The 16,549-nt window shown below is 62.7% G+C and carries 15 protein-coding genes; 3 read left to right on the top strand and 12 right to left on the bottom strand.

Features of this window, described 5'->3' with window-relative positions; all coding sequences use genetic code 11:
* Nucleotides 1-186: 186 nt before the first annotated feature.
* Nucleotides 187-1,095 carry a polyphosphate kinase 2 gene (gene ppk2, locus EB233_RS31405; RefSeq protein WP_064990593.1) on the top strand — a complete coding sequence of 303 codons (909 nt, stop codon included), beginning with the start codon at nucleotides 187-189 and terminating at the stop codon, nucleotides 1,093-1,095.
* A gap of 180 nt (nucleotides 1,096-1,275) precedes the next feature.
* On the opposite strand, the gene EB233_RS31410 is transcribed toward ppk2, so the two are convergent.
* From EB233_RS31410 to EB233_RS31420, 3 genes are all read right to left on the bottom strand, one after another.
* Nucleotides 1,276-2,022 (bottom strand): enoyl-CoA hydratase-related protein, encoded by a 747-nt coding sequence (locus tag EB233_RS31410; RefSeq protein WP_081294198.1) that lies wholly within the window; start codon nucleotides 2,020-2,022, stop codon nucleotides 1,276-1,278.
* Nucleotides 2,023-2,030: 8 nt separating this feature from the next.
* Nucleotides 2,031-2,669 carry an acyl-homoserine-lactone synthase gene (locus EB233_RS31415; protein WP_064990592.1) on the bottom strand — a complete coding sequence of 213 codons (639 nt, stop codon included), beginning with the start codon at nucleotides 2,667-2,669 and terminating at the stop codon, nucleotides 2,031-2,033.
* Nucleotides 2,670-2,767: 98 nt separating this feature from the next.
* Entirely contained in the window at nucleotides 2,768-3,499 is a 732-nt protein-coding gene (locus EB233_RS31420; RefSeq protein WP_027054465.1) for a helix-turn-helix transcriptional regulator, read from the bottom strand.
* Between the two features lie 261 nt (nucleotides 3,500-3,760).
* On the opposite strand from EB233_RS31420, the gene EB233_RS31425 reads away from it, so the two are divergent.
* Nucleotides 3,761-4,612, top strand: coding sequence for an ABC transporter substrate-binding protein (locus tag EB233_RS31425; RefSeq protein WP_027054466.1), 852 nt, complete (start codon nucleotides 3,761-3,763; stop codon nucleotides 4,610-4,612).
* Between the two features lie 13 nt (nucleotides 4,613-4,625).
* Here the strand turns inward: EB233_RS31425 and EB233_RS31430 are convergent, their stop codons facing one another.
* A complete protein-coding gene (locus EB233_RS31430; RefSeq protein ID WP_027054467.1) occupies nucleotides 4,626-5,039 on the bottom strand; it encodes a tellurite resistance TerB family protein in 414 nt (137 codons plus the stop codon).
* A gap of 174 nt (nucleotides 5,040-5,213) precedes the next feature.
* On the opposite strand from EB233_RS31430, the gene EB233_RS31435 reads away from it, so the two are divergent.
* The gene (locus tag EB233_RS31435; protein ID WP_064990748.1) at nucleotides 5,214-6,860 is read left to right on the top strand and encodes a lysine--tRNA ligase; all 1,647 of its coding nucleotides are present in this window, start codon (nucleotides 5,214-5,216) and stop codon (nucleotides 6,858-6,860) included.
* Here EB233_RS31435 and EB233_RS31440 read toward each other — a convergent pair.
* From EB233_RS31440 to EB233_RS31475, 8 genes are all read right to left on the bottom strand, one after another.
* Nucleotides 6,826-7,725 carry a thermonuclease family protein gene (locus tag EB233_RS31440; protein WP_425487725.1) on the bottom strand — a complete coding sequence of 300 codons (900 nt, stop codon included), beginning with the start codon at nucleotides 7,723-7,725 and terminating at the stop codon, nucleotides 6,826-6,828. The two genes, EB233_RS31435 and EB233_RS31440, sit on opposite strands and share 35 nt — an antisense overlap.
* 8 nt (nucleotides 7,726-7,733) lie before the next feature.
* Nucleotides 7,734-8,372, bottom strand: a complete 639-nt coding sequence (locus tag EB233_RS31445) for a S24 family peptidase (protein ID WP_064990590.1) — start codon at nucleotides 8,370-8,372, stop codon at nucleotides 7,734-7,736.
* A gap of 124 nt (nucleotides 8,373-8,496) precedes the next feature.
* Nucleotides 8,497-9,042, bottom strand: a complete 546-nt coding sequence (locus EB233_RS31450; RefSeq protein WP_064990589.1) for a thioesterase family protein — start codon at nucleotides 9,040-9,042, stop codon at nucleotides 8,497-8,499.
* 12 nt (nucleotides 9,043-9,054) lie between these two features.
* Nucleotides 9,055-11,274: a 3-hydroxyacyl-CoA dehydrogenase NAD-binding domain-containing protein gene (locus EB233_RS31455; protein WP_064990588.1), complete on the bottom strand. Its 2,220-nt coding sequence runs from the start codon at nucleotides 11,272-11,274 to the stop codon at nucleotides 9,055-9,057.
* Nucleotides 11,275-11,288: 14 nt separating this feature from the next.
* Nucleotides 11,289-12,497 carry an acetyl-CoA C-acetyltransferase gene (locus EB233_RS31460; protein ID WP_064990587.1) on the bottom strand — a complete coding sequence of 403 codons (1,209 nt, stop codon included), beginning with the start codon at nucleotides 12,495-12,497 and terminating at the stop codon, nucleotides 11,289-11,291.
* A 33-nt stretch (nucleotides 12,498-12,530) separates the two neighbouring features.
* Nucleotides 12,531-13,703, bottom strand: a complete 1,173-nt coding sequence (locus tag EB233_RS31465) for an acyl-CoA dehydrogenase family protein (protein WP_081294170.1) — start codon at nucleotides 13,701-13,703, stop codon at nucleotides 12,531-12,533.
* Nucleotides 13,704-13,754: 51 nt separating this feature from the next.
* Entirely contained in the window at nucleotides 13,755-15,566 is a 1,812-nt protein-coding gene (locus tag EB233_RS31470) for an acyl-CoA dehydrogenase (protein WP_064990586.1), read from the bottom strand.
* Nucleotides 15,567-15,854: 288 nt separating this feature from the next.
* Nucleotides 15,855-16,316 carry a MerR family transcriptional regulator gene (locus tag EB233_RS31475; protein WP_081294197.1) on the bottom strand — a complete coding sequence of 154 codons (462 nt, stop codon included), beginning with the start codon at nucleotides 16,314-16,316 and terminating at the stop codon, nucleotides 15,855-15,857.
* Nucleotides 16,317-16,549 lie beyond the last annotated feature (233 nt).

Below are 16,549 nucleotides of genomic sequence, written 5' to 3' on the forward strand. Positions count from 1 at the left end.
CACACGGCAGCGGAGACTTCCGCTGGACCGGTGCGCGCATGACCCGGAAAATCGGGAATCGATTTTCGGAAGGGATCATGCGCAAAATCCAAAGTGCTATAGCGTCCTATGCGCCTCCAAACGGACGCGCGGCGCTGTAGTGGCTCCCAATAGCATGAGTCCATAAGCTTAAAAGGGTTCGTTTCGATGAAAAAAGCCAAGGAAAATCCCGTAACACCGGCGTCCGGGCCATTGAAGATCAAAATTGACGGCAAGGAACGCGAGTTCGACATCGAGAATCCCGAGCTTCCGGACTGGGTCGAGGGGAACAAGCTGACGGCGGGCGGCTACCCCTACGACAAGAAGATGAAGAGCGACGAGTATGACGAGACGCTTGAGAAACTGCAGATCGAGCTGGTCAAGGCGCAGGCGTGGCTGCAAGCGAGCGGCAAGCGGGTGATGGCCCTGTTCGAGGGCCGTGATGCCGCCGGCAAGGGCGGCACGATTTTCGTGCTGCGCCAGTACCTCAACCCGCGCACGGCGCGCAACGTGGCGCTGACCAAGCCGACCCCGACCGAAGTGGGGCAATGGTACTACCAGCGCTATGTCGACCATTTCCCGACATCGGGCGAATTCGTCACCTTCGACCGCTCCTGGTACAACCGCGCCGGCGTCGAGCCGGTGATGGGTTTCTGCACGCCCGAGCAGCATGAGAAGTTTCTTGACGAGACGCCGCATTTCGAACGGATGATCGTCAACGACGATATCTACTTCTTCAAGTTCTGGCTGAACATCGGCCAGGAGACACAGCTCGAGCGTTTTCACGATCGCCGCTACAGCCCGTTGAAGAGCTGGAAGTTCTCGCCGATCGACGTCGCCGGCATTACCAAATGGGATGACTACACCAAGGCGCGCGACACCATGTTCGAACACACCCACAAGGCGTTCGCGCCGTGGATCATCGTGCGGGCCAATGACAAGCGACGTTCCCGGCTGGCGGTGATGCGGCGCATCCTGTTGTCGCTGCCCTATGAGGGACGCGATCTCGATATCGTCGGCAAGGAGGACAACAAGATCATCGGCGAAGGGCCGTCATTCCTCGGCAAGGAAGGTTGACGCTAGAGCGGTTCATCGTTTCACGGAAACGCCGAACCGCTCTATCTCGTTGTTTTAACGCAATTCCCAAGGGGAAGCGCTATGCGCTTCTCCCGTGAAAACTGTTTCACACTTTTCCTGGCATTGCTCTACTGCGCCGCGCGGCCGTTGGGCGGCGCGGCGCGGTATCTTAACAGTCGCTCAGGCCGCCAGCCTGGCGATCCGCTGCAGGCGCCGCAGCGTGGTGTCGTCCTGCAGTGCCTGCTGGAACAGCGATATCTCCTGGTCGATGCGATCGCACAGCGGGCCGGTATTTCCCTTGAGCAGGCCACGGGTCTGCAGCAAGGCGGCAACCGGCTTCTTGGCGAGCTGCCTGGCCCGGCCGAGCGTCGCCTCCTCCACGCCGTCATGCACGATCTCGGCGACGAGGCCGAGCGCCCTGGCGTCCTCGGCATGAAGCGTGTCGCCGAGGCAGAAGAAGCGGAAAGCGCCGGCATAGCCGAGCTTCTGCGGCGCAAGGATGCTGGTCGCCGCGTCCGGCACAAGGCCGAAATCGACGAACGGCACCCGGAAGGTGCTTCCATTGGAGGCGATCACCATGTCGCAGTGGAACAGGATGGTGCAGCCGACGCCGACGGCATCGCCGTCAACGCAGGCGAGGATGGGCTTGGGGAACGTTGCCAGCGTGCGGAACATGTCGGTGACGGCGGCGATCAGCCTCTGATGCTTCGTGGCGTCGAGGAATTCGGAAAAATCTCCGCCAAGGCAGAAGCAGCCCGCCAGGCCACGAAGCACGACGACACGCACTTCGTCATTCTCGGCGGCTTCATGGAACGTCCGGGCAAGGCTCTCATAGGCCCTTCTGTCGAGCACCGGGCGGCCGTCAGTCGACGACACGGTGACGATCAGCGTGTGGTTGCGCAATTCGGGTTGCGGGTGCGCGCCCATCGGCGATGTCATGACGCCCTCCTTTGGCCGAACATGTCGGGGTATCCCCTGGCCATAACCGGAGCATGTTGATTGCGGCGCGAACGCACCACGTCCAGCGTGTGCTCGTTGAAGGAGAGCAGGGTCGCCACGACCTGCTGGTTGCCGTAGGTGCGCTGATAGCCCAGCGGGGTCGCCAGGAAATGCAATTGCAAGGCGCGCAAAACCCACATCGGCTCGAATTCGATGATGACCTTGTCGACGCCGCGCTTCAGCCCCCATTCGACGAAGCCGGCGATCAATTCGGTGCCGACGGTCGAAACGCCGCGACGGCCGTCGCGAAAACCGGGCGCCACCGCATAACGGGTCAATTCCCAGATGTTGGGGCCCGACGGCGGCGTCCCTTCGGAAAGGTCGGTCAAGACCTCGGTCAAAAGATGGGGCCGCGTGGTCGGCAACATCCGTTGATAACCCGCGACCTCGTTGCCTCTGATGACGATCTGATGCACCGCCTCGTCATGGTCGAACTGATCGACCTCGAATCCGTCCGGGCGCCTCAGGTCCTCCCACCCCATCTCCTCGACAAATATCTGGTAGCGCAGACGATGAACGGCCTCCCAAAGGTCGGGGCGTTCCATCAATTCTTGAGTTGTAAGACAAAAAAGCATTCCGTCGTCTCCTGGGTTTAAGAGGAAGATACGGCCGTGCTTCAGTGAGAAAATTGCGTGATCGCGTAGGCAAGAAGTTCTAGGTCGGCACGGCCGACCTAACTAATGTAGCCGCGCCTTATCGCCTCGGCGACGGCCTGAACCCGGTTGACGGCACCGAGTTTGCTTTTGGCGTTAAGAAGATGTTTCTCCGACGTGTGCTCGGAGATGCCGAGGATTTGCGAAATCTCCCATTCCGATTTGCCGACGGCGGCCCATTTCAGGCATTCGCGCTCGCGCGGTGTCAACTCGATATGGTCGATTGTCGTGGTCGCCGCGGTGTGGAGTTGCATGGCGCGGCCAACGGCATAGGTCGAGACCAGCGACACCAGGCCGAACTCGGCGGCCGACAGCTCCACGGCCTCGCCACCCAGCGACACCATGACGATCTGGCCATCGAGCGTGATCAGCGGGAAGGCCAGCCCGTCGCGCAGCTTGAAAGCGCCGGCGTCGCCCATCACTTCGCCGCTGCTCTTGTCGATGCGAACGCCCTGGGCGGCTTCGCGCCACTGGAACGGCGCCTGCAACTGCTTCATGTGGCTGACCACGGGATCGTGGTCGACATAGTTGCGCGCCACGTAGCGCTCCAGCCATTCGACGGGCCAGTCGCAAAGCAGCACATGCTGCTTCTGCTGCCCGGCCGGCGTGCCCGGCTGCGGAACCGTCCCGGCCATCAGCGCGGTCAGACCGAAATCCGACGTTATGCCCAACAGTTTCTCGCAGACCACCGCCGCCGTTCCGGCGTGCTGCAGTTGGTCTATGTATTCCAGCGTACGATCGAATTGACCCATCGCAACATCAACCCCATGTTGCCTTGTGCATTGATATCAATGGTCCATGCGTTGTCTGCATTTGGCCACCGACCACGGATTGCAATAAGCATATTTTCGGTTGTGGTTCTCGACCCTGGTACCCCCACCAGGGCAGCCACCGCTGTTTTGCAAACGCGCCAAAGCATATCCTGAAATCGGCGCGTTGAAATCAAAAACCATTGTGCCTGCACCATTTTCGTACCAAAACCGGTGCGAACACGAGTGCGGGGGAGTTCTATCGTGGCGTTCCAATGGAGGTCCCTGGTGCTGGCGTCGCTGCTGATCGCGGCGCTGCCAATGGCTTCCGGGGCGCGCTCGGCCGAACCACAGGTGCCGGTGTTGTGGGACGCCAAGGAACGATTGCCGAAGCCCGACCTTTCAGCACTGCCACGGCTGCGCTTCCTGACGACCACGGATTTTCCGCCTTTCAATTTCCTCGATGGCGCGGGAAAGTTGTCCGGCTTCCATATCGACCTGGCGCGCGCCATCTGCGCCGAACTCGGCATTGTCGACAAGTGCCAGATCCAGGCATTGCCGTGGGGCGAGCTCGAAGGGGCACTCGAGAAGGGCGAAGGCGAAGCCATCATCGCCGGCATCGCGGCAACCCCGCAGTCGCGACAGACATACGCCTTCTCGCGCTCCTATCTGCAGTTTCCAGCGCGCTTCATCATGCCGAAGAGCACGGCGTTCGCGGAACCGATTTTCGACAAGCTCCGCAGCAAGCGCGTCGGCGTACTCGCCGGCTCGGCGCATGAACGGATGCTGCGCGACTATTTCAGCACGGTTCAGATCGTCTCCTTCGACGGGCCGGAAGCCCTCTACCGCGATCTCAAGGCAGGCAAGATCGACGCCGCCTTCGGCGACGGCATGCGCTTCGCCTTCTGGCTCGGCGGCTCCGATGCGGCCGGCTGCTGCCGTTTTGCAGGCGGTCCTTACCTGGCGCCTGAATATCTGGGCACGGGCATGGCCATAGCCACCAGGGCGGACAATCCGGCGCTGGCCGCCGCACTCGACTACGCGCTGCAGGAGGTTTCGATGAAAGGCACCTTCGCCGAGTTCTATCTGCGCTATTTCCCGGTCAGCTTTTTCTAGGGGCTGCCGATATTCAGGTCAGCGTGCGCAGCCGCGCCTTGGCGGCACGGCCGATGGCGGCGACGGTCAGCGTGTCGAGATCGAGCTGGCGGCGGATCAGCTGCAGCACCCGCACTTCCTCCATGCGCATTTCGAGATCGACGGCGGCCACCTCGAAGGCGGCGGCATAGGCGGTGTCGCGCAGGCGCTCCGGCAAAGCTTCGGCAATCTGGGCCAGGACACCCTCCAGACCATCCTTCTCATGCAAGTGCTTCTGACAAGCCTGGGCGACAGAAACCAGCCGGTCCTGCCTGAAATCCTCGAACACCGGCCATGAGCGGACAACGTCGCCAATCCGGGCCAATTCGACATCGGTCATGTCACGATCGGAGGCCGAGGTGATGACCATCAGATAGATCAGGGCCTCATGCGGGGTCGGCGACGGCATTGTTTGCTCCTTGAACGGGCTTCGAAGGTAGGAACAGGGCTCCAGGCCCGCAAGGAAAAAGCGCTGCAATCGTTGACGCCCAAGGCAGGCGCGCCTAGAGACCGGTTTGAAAAAACCCTGCTCCGGCCACGTCTTCGAATGATCTGGGCCGGCAATAATTTGGAAAACCGTGCCATGGCGGGATCAAACATCCTCGATCTCAACCCCGAACTGCTGGCGGCAGCGGCCGAGAGCAAGGCGTGGCCGTTCGAGGAAGCCAAAAAAATCATCGAGCGCTACAAGGGCGCCGACTTTCCCGAAACGATCCTGTTCGAGACCGGCTACGGGCCGTCCGGCCTGCCGCACATCGGCACGTTCGGCGAGGTGGCGCGCACCTCGATGGTGCGCCATGCGTTCCGCGTGCTCACGCAGGACAAGGTCGCGACCAAGCTCTTGTGTTTCTCCGACGACATGGACGGCATGCGCAAGATTCCCGACAGCGTGCCGGATCGGGCAGCGCTCGAACCGTATCTGCATATGCCGCTGTCGTCGGTGCCAAATCCGTTCGGCGGCGACTATGCGAGTTTCGCCGACCACAATAATGCGATGCTCTGCCGCTTCCTCGACACGTTCGGCTTCGACTACGAATTCGCCAGCGCGACGCAGTATTACAAGTCGGGCCGTTTCGACGCGATGCTCATGCGCGCCGCCGAACGCTATGACAAGATCATGGCGGTGATGCTGCCGACGCTCGGGCCGGAGCGGCAGGCAACCTACAGCCCGTTCCTGCCGATTTCGCCGAAGAGCGGCCGCGTGCTCTACGTGCCGATGAAGCATGTCGACGCCAAGGCCGGCACCATCACCTTCGACGATGAAGGCACCGAGACCACGCTGTCGATCACCGGCGGCAAGGTGAAGCTGCAGTGGAAGCCGGATTTCGGCATGCGCTGGGCAGCGCTTGGCGTCGACTTCGAGATGTTCGGCAAGGACCACCAGACCAATGCGGTGGTCTACGACCGCATCTGCAACATCCTGGGTGGCCGCGCGCCCGAGCATTTCGTCTACGAGCTGTTCCTGGACGAAAACGGCCAGAAAATCTCGAAGTCGAAGGGTAATGGCCTGACCATCGACGAATGGCTGACCTACGCGCCGACCGAAAGCCTCGGGCTCTACATGTACCAACGGCCGCGGCAGGCCAAGAAGCTCTATTTCGATGTCATTCCGAGGGCCGTGGACGAGTATTACACCTTCCTCGCCGCCTACCCCAGGCAGGACTGGAAGGAGCGGCTGGGCAACCCGGTCTGGCATATGCATGACGGCAACCCGCCCGCCATCGACATGCCGGTGCCGTTCTCGCTGCTGCTCAACCTGGTCAGCGCATCCAATGCACAGAACAAGGATGTGCTGTGGGGCTTCATCTCGCGCCACGCCACGGGCGTGACGCCGGCGACCCATCCCGAACTCGACAGGCTGACGGGCTATGCGATCCGCTATTTCGACGACTTCGTGAAGCCGACGAAGACCTTCCGTCCGGCCGACGAGGTCGAGCGCGAAGCGCTGCGGGCCCTGGACGCAGCCCTTGGCGCGCTGCCGGCGGACGCCGGCGGCGAGGCGATCCAGAACGCTTCGCTCAACGTGGCGCGCAAGATCGAGCGCTATCAAGATCACTCCAAGCAGAGCCCGGAAGGCGGCCCGGGCGTTTCGGGTGCCTTCTTCCAGATGATCTACCAGGTGCTCATCGGCCAGGAACGCGGCCCGCGCTTCGGCTCGTTCGCCGCGCTTTACGGCGTCGCCGAGACCCGCGCGCTCATTCAGCAGGCGCTGGCTGGTCAGCTGGTTTGAGGGCGCCGCCCTCCTCTTCCAGGATCGAGCCCTCTTCCTGGATCGAGCCCCCTTCCAGGATCGAGCCTGGGGCCTGAGGCGCCGGGGCGATTGCCGCCGGCGCCGCCGAGATGCCCGCGAGGTTCGGCGCCGATCCGAAAATGCCCTTCTTGGCGCTTTGTGCCTTTTCGCCGGCCTCGACAAAGGGGCCGCCCTTGGCGGCGCGTGCCCAGCCGTTTTCGACCAGCCATTGACCGACATCCTGCTTGCCGATCCGGCATTCAGCCGAGATGCGGTCGCGGCCGCCTTCGGGCGGCACCGTGCAGACCACGGCGCGGCCGCGCAGGAAGGCACGGAACGCCGTGCGCGCGCGGATGCCGCACGGCCAGGACTTGCCGTCCGTGGTGCAAGTCTCGTCCTGTGGCACGACATCTATGCCGGAAACCGCGACTGAATAGCCTTTCGCCTCGATCAGGCCGGCGGCCGTCGCGACCGGCTGGAACAGCTTCGTGCCGTTCCAGTCGTCGGGCATCTTCGGCTTGGGCGGCATGGCCAGCGCCAGCTTGCTCAGCGGTTCGCGCGGCTCGACTCGTTCCAGCTCCCCGGTGGGCAGCTCCGGTGGCGCGACAACGTCGGGATCGATCGCCCGCGAATGCACCGCCAGCGTTGACGGCTGCGCAGCGGCGGGCGCTGGTATGGCTGACGTGACCGGCTCTTCAGCCCCGGTATCAGTGGTGCCGGCTTGCGAGGTCTTGTCCGCGCCAGGATCGATCTGATCCACCGCAACGGTGCTCTCGCTTCCTTTCAGCGTGCGGCCGCCGGCGACGACCAGGGCCGCCATCACCGGAACCATCACAACCGCCAGGGCAAGATGAGGAAACCGCACCAGCCGGCCTACTGGCTTGCCCAGACAATCCGCGCCACCCATTCGACGTCGCGCATCGCGATGTCGCGGTCAGGATGATCGGGATTGAGCGAGACGAGCGCGATCGACTTAACGGTCTGGCGCTCGAGCACCTTGGCCATCACCTCGCCTGATGTCGTCTTGACGACGACGCGGTCGCCCTTGCGGGTGACAGCACCCGGCTCGACGATCAGGACGTCACCATTGCGATAGAGCGGCAGCATGGAATCGCCCTGCACCTGCAACGCATAGGAGCTTTCGGTCGATTGCGCCGGCAGTTCGACCAGATCCCAGCCCTGCCCCGCCGGAAAACCCGCATCGTCGAAGAAGCCGCCGGCGCCGGCTTGGGCAAAGCCGAGCAAAGGCACGGTTCGCCTATGCGCGGGAGCGGCGGCCATGCGGCCTTCGATCAAGCCGGTGAACTCGTCGAGTGAGGCACCCGTCGCCTCGATGATCTTGGCCAGCGATTCGGTCGAAGGCCAGCGCGGCCGGCCATCCGAGGACAGACGTTTCGACTTGTTGAAGGCGGTCGAATCCAAGCCCGCGCGCCTTGCCAGGCCTGACGCCGAAAGCGAGTAACGCTCGGCAAGAGCATCGATGGCGGCCCAGACGCGGTCGTGCGAGAGCATGTCGTGCTCTCCTTCGAGACAGGAAAAAATGCCTTTTCCTTCTAGTCTGCGATCGCCGGTTTGTCCACCGGTGGTGCGCCAGCGGCGCATATTCTTCCCGGCTGAGGAAGACCGATTGCCGAGATCAGTCGCCCGCCTTGGCGAGGCTGCGCAAACCCTGATGCGATGTCATGAAAATTCGTTCCTCCTGCGTCGGCGGTCGCGGGTTCACAGCTCGGCCGAGCGCCATGACAACCTCGTCGATGTCGAGAAAACGGCGCGCCTTGCGGTCGTAGACACCAGCAGTCGTCAGGATCAAGGCAGCCGTTTCGCCATTGTCGAGGACAAAGCGATGCTTGCCGATGACCTGGCTGCCTTCCCAGGTTTCGATCGACGACACCACTTCGAAGCGGCGCCACAGCCTGATCTCGCGTGCGTAGACCGCCTGCAAGCCACCCATCATCGGCGCCCAGCCGTTCCTGCGCGCCAGCGAAATCAGGCCCGCACGAACGAACAGATCGATGCGGCCGAGATCCGCCAGCATCATGTAGCGGGCATTGTTGAGATGAATGTTGAAATCGATATCTGTCGGCAGGCAGCGAAAAGCCAGCCGGCTTTCACCGCCCATCCTATAGGGGCCACGGCTGCGCGCCGTGGCCAGCATGCGTGCCATGCGCGCCCAGACATACATTTCCTTCGCCCGTCAGGCGGCCTGCTTCACGTCGCCTTTCGCATATGGATCGAAGCGCTGGTAGAAGGTTTCGCCCTTCTCGGCCATGTCAATGAGCAGCTTGGGCGCCTTGAACTCGGCGCCGTACTTCTTCTGCAGATCCTTTGCGATCTTGACGAAGCGCTTGGCGCCGATGCCGTCGATGTAGGACAGCGCACCGCCGGTATAGGGCGCGAAACCGAAAGCCAGGATCGAACCGACATCGGCCTCGCGCGGATCGGTGACGATGCCTTCCTCCATCACCCTCGCCGCTTCCAGCGCAATGGTGACCAGCAGGCGCTGCTGCAGTTCCTCGTAGTCGACCTTCTCTGGCGCGAGCTGCGGATAGAGGTCCTTCAAGCCCGGCCACAGCTTCTTCTTGGCCGGCTTGGCCGGATAGTCGTAAAAGCCCTTGCCGTTCTTGCGGCCGAAGCGGCCATGATCGTCGACCATGGTGTTGATCAGCGCCATCTGTTTGGGGTCGACCGCCTTGTCGCCGAGATCCCTGATGGTCTGCTTCATGATCTTCTGGGCGAGGTCGATGGCCGTCTCGTCGGTCAGCGCCAGGGGGCCGACAGGCATGCCGGCGGCCTTGGCCGCATTCTCGATCATCGGGGCGGGCACGCCTTCGATCAGCATCTTGTAGGCTTCCGACATGTAGCGCAGCACGCAGCGGTTGACGTAGAAACCGCGCGTATCGTTGACGACGATCGGCGTCTTCTTGATGGCGCGCACGAAGTCGATCGCGGTGGCCAGCGCCTTGTCGCCGGTCTTCTTGCCCAAGATGATCTCGACCAGCATCATCTTGTCGACCGGCGAGAAGAAGTGGATGCCGACGAAATTCTTCGGCCGCGCCGAATTCTTCGCCAGCGAGGTGATCGGAATGGTCGAGGTGTTGGACGCGAAGATCGCCGACGACTTCAGCACGGCTTCCGCCTGTTCGGTGGCGGCCTTCTTGACGGCCGAATCCTCGAACACCGCCTCGACGACGAGGTCGCAGCCGGCGAGGTCGGCATAGTCTGCCGTCGGCGTGATCAACGACAGGAGCCTGTCGCGCTCCTCGGGCTTGGCGCGGCCCTTCTTGACCTGATCCGCGACCAGGCTGTCCGAATGCGCCTTGCCCTTGGTGGCGGCCTCGATATCGCGGTCGAGCAGCACCACCGGGATGCCGGCCTTGGCGGTGACATAGGCGATGCCGGCGCCCATGAAGCCGGCGCCGAGAATGCCGATCTTCTTGAATTTGGTTTCCGGCACGCCAGACGGGCGGCGCGCGCCCTTGTTCAACTCCTGCAGCGAGACGAACAGCGAGCGGATCATCGCCGCCGCTTCCTTGGTCTGCATGATCTCGGTGAAGTAGCGCTGTTCGATCCTGAGCGCCGTGTCGAAAGGCACCAGCAGGCCCTCGTAGACACATTTCAGGATCGCCGCGGCGGCCGGGTAATTGCCATGGGTTTCACGACGCAGGATGGCGATGGCCGGCGGCCAGAGATTGAAGCCGGCCGGCGAATAGATCTGGCCACCAGGCAGCTTGAAACCCTTCTCGTCCCACGGCGCCACCGGCTTGAGGCCGTTCCTGATCATCGCCTTGGCTGTCTCGATCAGTTTGGCCGGCTCGGCGATTTCGTGGATCAGGCCCATCGACTTGGCCTTCTGCGGCGACAGGTTCTGGCCCGAGGTCAACATCTGCAGCGCCTGCTGCTGGTCGGTCAGCCGCGGCACGCGCTGCGTGCCGCCGGCGCCGGGGAAAATGCCGATTTTCACTTCGGGGAGCGCCATCTTCACCTTGTCGCTGTCGGCGGCGACCCGGCCATGGCAGGCGAGCGACATCTCGAAAGCGCCGCCCATGCAGGTGCCGTTGATTGCCGAGACCCACGGCTTTCCGCAGGTTTCCAGCTTGCGGAAGAGGCCGGTCATGGTGCCGGCATTGGCGAACAGCGCCTTGATCGCCTTGTCCGCGTCCTTGCTCTTTTCGGCAGCGTAGGTCGCCAGCATCTTCTGCAGCAAGGTGATGTCGGCGCCGCCGGAGAAGGTATCCTTGCCGGAGGTGATCACCGCACCCTTGATGGCGGCATCTCCCGCCACATGATCGACGATGCTGTTCAACTCCCGCATCACCTCCTCGGTGAAGACGTTCATCGAGCGGTCCGGGCTGTTCCAGGTGACCAACGTGATGCCGTCAGCATCGGTGTCGAGGGTGAAATTGTTGTAGCTCATGATTTCTCTCCCCGTCAGACGCGTTCGATGATCGTTGCGGTGCCCATGCCGGCCCCGATGCACAGCGTCACCAGCGCGGTGTTGAGGTCGCGGCGCTCGAGTTCGTCCAGCACCGTGCCGAAGATCATCGCGCCGGTGGCACCGAGCGGATGGCCCATGGCGATGGCGCCGCCATTGACGTTGATCCTGTCATGCGGGATCTCGAAGGCCTGCATGTAGCGCAGCACCACGGAGGCGAAGGCCTCGTTGAGTTCGAACAGGTCGATGTCCGACAGCTTCATCTTGGCGCGCTTCAACAGCTTCTCGGTGACGTCGACAGGGCCGGTCAGCATCAGTACCGGCTCGGAGCCGATATTGGCGAAGGTGCGGATGCGCGCGCGTGGCTTCAGGCCCATCGCCTTGCCGGCCTTCTTGGAGCCGAGCAGCACGGCGGCGGCACCATCGACGATGCCCGACGAATTGCCGGCGTGATGGACGTGGTTGACCTCCTCCACCTCGGGGTGCTTCTGCACCGCGACCGCGTCGAAGCCACCCATTTCGCCGGGCATGACGAAGGACGGGTTGAGCGAGGCCAGCGACTGCATGTCGGTCGAAGGACGCATGTGCTCGTCATGGTCGAGGATGGTCAGTCCGTTCTGGTCCTTGATCGGGATGACCGACTTCTTGAAGCGGCCATCGGCCCAGGATTTGGCGGCGCGCTTCTGGCTCTCGACCGCATAGGCGTCGACATCGTCTCGCGAGAAACCATATTTGGTGGCGATCAGGTCGGCCGAGATGCCTTGCGGCACGAACCAGCCTGGCAGGCCGACCGAAGGGTCCATGAACCAGGCACCCCCGGAGGCGCCCATGCCGACGCGCGACATGGATTCGACGCCGCCGGCAATGACGATCTCGTCCGCCCCTTGCGCGATCTTGGCGGCGCCGAAATTGATGGCGTCCAGGCCCGAAGCGCAGAAGCGTGAGATCTGCATGCCGGGCGCCTTGGTGTCGTAGCCGGCTTCGAAGGCGGCGGCACGCGGAATGACCGAGCCGGCTTCGCCGACCGGATCGACGCAGCCGAAGATGATGTCGTCGACGTTGCCGGTGTCCAGGCCATTGCGGTCGCGCAGCGCTTCCAGCGTCTTGGCGGCAAGCCGCACCGCCGGCACCTCGTGCAACGATCCGTCCTTCTTGCCCTTGCCGCGCGGCGTGCGCACGGCGTCGTAGACATAAGCGTCAGCCATTTTCGTGCTCCTTGGGTTCGCCTGACGTCACGCTCAAAGAGAGCGGCCGATCAGCAATTTCATGATCTCGTTGGTGCCGCCGTAGATGCGCTGGACGCGAGCGTCGCGGAACATGCGGGCGATCGGATATTCATTCATGTAGCCATAGCCGCCATGCAATTGAAGGCATTCGTCGACGACTTTGCCCTGCAGATCGGAAAGCCAGTATTTCGCCATCGAGGCCGTCACCGGATCGAGCCCGCCATTGATGTGGCGGGTGACGCAATCATTGTAGAAGACGCGGCCTATGGTGGCCTCGGTCTTCAGTTCGGCCAGCTTGAACTGGGTATTCTGGAAATCGATGATCGCCTTGCCGAACGCCTTGCGCTCCTTGACATAGTCTATGGTCAGCGCCAGCGCCCGCTCGATCATGGCAATGGCGCCTGTGCCGATCTGCAGCCGCTCCTGCGGCAGTTGCTGCATCAGCTGGACGAAGCCCTGCCCTTCCTCGTGACCAAGCAGGTTAGAGGTCGGCACGCGCACATCGTTGAAGAACAGTTCCGAGGTATCGTTGGCCTTCAGGCCGATCTTGTCGAGGTTGCGGCCGCGCTCGAAACCCTCGACCTCGTCGGTCTCGACGACGATGAGCGAGGTGCCCTTGGCGCCCTTGTCCGGATCGGTCTTGGTGACGACGATGATAAAGTTGGCAAGCTGGCCATTGGTGATGAAGGTCTTGGAGCCATTGATCTTGTACTGGTTGCCGTCCTTCTGGGCGCGCGTCTTGACGCCCTGCAGGTCCGAACCAGCGCCCGGTTCGGTCATGGCGATGGCGCCGATCAGTTCGCCGGTGGCGAGCTTCGGCAACCACTTCTTCTTCTGCTCCTCGGAGCCGTAATGGAGGACGTAAGGGGCAACGATCGAATTGTGCAGGCCGATGCCGAAACCGTCGACGCCGATATGGCCGATGGCTTCGATGATGGCGCTCTCATGCGCGAAGGTGCCGCCCGAGCCGCCATATTCCTCCGGCATCGAAGCGCAGAGCAGGCCTGCGGCCCCTGCCTTCAGCCAGCTCTCGCGGTCGACCATCTCGTTCTTCTCGAACTCGTCGTAGCGCGGCGCGATCTCCTCCGCCATGAAGCGGGTCGCCATGTCGTAGAGCATGCCGACCTCGTCCGCCGCCCAGGCGGGCTTCGGCAAAGAGAGCACTTCGGCTGGATTTGTCGCCACGATTTCCTCCGCGTTCCGACATTGTGGGCCGGCGCCGCCGGCCCGCCGAACCTAGAACGCTTCCGCAGGCAACGCCATCAGCGTGTCCGCGCCACTCGAAATGCGGGCGAGGTGCGCCGAGGTCTCCGGCATGATCCGCTCCATGAAAAAGCGCGCCGTCACGACCTTGTTGTCGTAGAACGCCCCTTTATTTTCATGCAAAGATTGAGAGCCGTTGGCGCCGGTCTTGCCCTGCGCAGCCTTGGCCATCTGCGCCCACATGTAGCCCAGGGCGACGAGGCCGAAGAGATGCATGTAGTCGGTGGAGGCGGCGCCCGCATTGTCCGGCTTGGCCATGCCGTTCTGCAGCAGCCACATGGTGGCGGCCTGAAGATCGTTGAGGCCTTTCTTCAATCCTTTGGTGAACGGCGCCATCTTCTCGTCGGAACGGTTCTCCTCACAGAACTCGCCGACTTCCTTAAAGAATGCCTGGATGGCGCGGCCGCCATTCAGGCCGAGCTTGCGGCCAACGAGGTCGAGCGCCTGGATGCCATTGGCGCCTTCATAGATCATGGCGATGCGGGCATCGCGCACGAACTGGCTCATGCCGTGCTCTTCGATGTAGCCGTGACCGCCAAACACCTGCTGGGCCATGACGGCGTGGTCGAAACCCTTGTCGGTGAGCACGCCCTTGACTACCGGCGTCATCAGGCCGGTGTAGTCGTCGGCCGCCTGGCGATCCTTGTCGTCGGCGGAGCGATGCGCGATGTCGGACTTGATCGCCGTCCACAGCGCCAGCGCCCGTCCAGCTTCGTTGAAGGCCTTCATGGTCATCAGCGAGCGGCGGATGTCGGGATGGACGATGATCGGGTCGGCCTTCTTGTCCGGCGCCTTGGCGCCCGACAGCGAGCGACCCTGCAAGCGGTCCTTGGCGTAGGCGACGGCGTTCTGGTAGGCGATCTCCGACAGCGACAGGCCTTGCAGGCCGACGCCTAGGCGCGCCTCGTTCATCATCGTGAACATCGCCTTAAGGCCGCCATTTGCCTCGCCCAGCAGCGTGCCTTCGGCCTCGTCATAATTCATGACGCAGGTCGAATTGCCATGGATGCCCATCTTTTCCTCGATCGAGCCGCAGGAGAGCGTGTTGCGTTCGCCTGGATTGCCCGATGCGTCGAGCTTGAACTTCGGCACGATGAACAGCGAGATGCCCTTGACGCCTTCCGGGGCGCCCTCGATGCGGGCCAGCACCAGATGGACTATGTTGTCCGATATGTCGTGCTCGCCCGCCGAGATGAAGATCTTCTGGCCTGAAATCCTGTAGGTGCCATTGCCGTTCGGCACCGCCTTGGTGCGCAGCAAGCCGAGATCGGTGCCGCAATGCGGCTCGGTCAGGTTCATGGTGCCAGTCCAGGCGCCCTCGACCATCCTGGGCAGCCATTGGGCTTTCTGCTCGTCGGTGCCGTGGGTGATGATCGCCGCGATCGCGCCCTGCGTCAGGCCGGGATACATCATCAGCGACATGTTGGCTGAGACCATGTATTCGGCGACTGCGGTGTGGACGGCATAGGGCAGGCCCTGACCGCCGAACTCGACCGGCGCCGCCAGCCCCATCCAGCCGCCCTCGCGATACTGGTCGAAGGCTTCCTTGAAACCTTTCGGCGTCGTCACCGAGCCGTCGTCGTGGCGCACGCAACCTTCCATGTCGCCGACGCGGTTGAGCGGATGCATGACGTTTTCGGCAAGCTTGGCGCCTTCGGCGAGGATCGCCTCCAGCACGTCGGGCGTGGCGTCGGCAAATCCGGGAAGGTTCGAATAGCGCTGATAGCCCAGCACCTCGTTGAGTACGAACAGCGTATCCTGGACCGGAGCCCTGTATGTCGGCATGCTTTTTCTCCACCCTGCGGACCTGATCCGAAAGCCCCGAATTCATGTCAGGGCAGCATCGGACCCATGTTGAAGTCGGAGTAGCAAAAATTGACGTTTGCGTAAACGTCAATTTTCTCGATGCGACAAGATTTCCGTTCTACCCATGACTGGTGAAGCTAGCGGCGCAACGTCGTGCAGGCCAGCACCGCGGAACCACAGGAGTGATGCAGACAACGAAAAAGCCGCGCGGCGGAGCCACGCGGCTTTGATGCCCAGAAATCCGACAGGTCGGAACTGCCGGTATGTTTAGCTGGCGACGCTCGCCTGCGGCGCCGTGCGCTCGGTCAACATCTGGCGTACCGCCGACATCGAGCCCGAGAGCTCGCTGATGGCGTCGTCGATCAGCGCGCGCTGCTTCTGCAGGCGGGCAAGCTGCTTCTCCGACTTGTCCAGCGCCAGCCGCAGCTGCTTGGTGTTGGAACCGGTCGGATCGTAGAGATCCATCATCTGCTTGACGTCACGCAGCGAGAACCCGACCTTGCGGCCAAGCAGGATCAGCTTCAGCCGGGCCTTGTCGCGGCGCGTGTAGAGACGGGTCGAACCGTCGCGCTGCGGGTTGAGCAGGCCCTTGTCTTCGTAGAAACGCAGCGTGCGCAGCGTCACGCCGTATTTCTTGGCCATTTCGCCGATGCGGGCGAGATCCTCGCCAGCTTCGACAGATACATTATTGGTATTGGCCGCGGTCTCGCCGGCCGAGATAAGCTTCATGGTCACTGGCTTTCCCCGTCTGGTGGCGTCGCGGTCCTGGACCATGCGTCGCCTGACTGGAAGCGGGGGCGTGCTTCCAGCCGTGGTTTCGACAAACAAAATCGCAAACAGCACAATCGAATGCGCCTTTTACGTTTACGTCAATTCTATACCGATAGCCGCCTCATGACGCAAGGGGCGTTCGCAGAAGGTGCTTTATGCCGCACCGCCGGCAGCGGAAGCCAACTTCCTTG

This window comes from Mesorhizobium erdmanii (assembly GCF_013170725.1).
GTDB lineage: Bacteria > Pseudomonadota > Alphaproteobacteria > Rhizobiales > Rhizobiaceae > Mesorhizobium > Mesorhizobium erdmanii.

Coding starts and splice junctions, on each gene's coding strand:
- ppk2 (WP_064990593.1), top strand. CDS start 187: ATGAAAAAAGCCAAGGAAAATCCCGTAACACCGGCGTCCGGGCCATTG.
- EB233_RS31410 (WP_081294198.1), bottom strand. CDS start 2,022: ATGGGCGCGCACCCGCAACCCGAATTGCGCAACCACACGCTGATCGTC.
- EB233_RS31415 (WP_064990592.1), bottom strand. CDS start 2,669: ATGCTTTTTTGTCTTACAACTCAAGAATTGATGGAACGCCCCGACCTT.
- EB233_RS31420 (WP_027054465.1), bottom strand. CDS start 3,499: ATGGGTCAATTCGATCGTACGCTGGAATACATAGACCAACTGCAGCAC.
- EB233_RS31430 (WP_027054467.1), bottom strand. CDS start 5,039: ATGCCGTCGCCGACCCCGCATGAGGCCCTGATCTATCTGATGGTCATC.
- EB233_RS31435 (WP_064990748.1), top strand. CDS start 5,214: ATGGCGGGATCAAACATCCTCGATCTCAACCCCGAACTGCTGGCGGCA.
- EB233_RS31445 (WP_064990590.1), bottom strand. CDS start 8,372: ATGCTCTCGCACGACCGCGTCTGGGCCGCCATCGATGCTCTTGCCGAG.
- EB233_RS31450 (WP_064990589.1), bottom strand. CDS start 9,042: ATGTATGTCTGGGCGCGCATGGCACGCATGCTGGCCACGGCGCGCAGC.
- EB233_RS31455 (WP_064990588.1), bottom strand. CDS start 11,274: ATGAGCTACAACAATTTCACCCTCGACACCGATGCTGACGGCATCACG.
- EB233_RS31460 (WP_064990587.1), bottom strand. CDS start 12,497: ATGGCTGACGCTTATGTCTACGACGCCGTGCGCACGCCGCGCGGCAAG.
- EB233_RS31470 (WP_064990586.1), bottom strand. CDS start 15,566: ATGCCGACATACAGGGCTCCGGTCCAGGATACGCTGTTCGTACTCAAC.
- EB233_RS31475 (WP_081294197.1), bottom strand. CDS start 16,316: ATGAAGCTTATCTCGGCCGGCGAGACCGCGGCCAATACCAATAATGTA.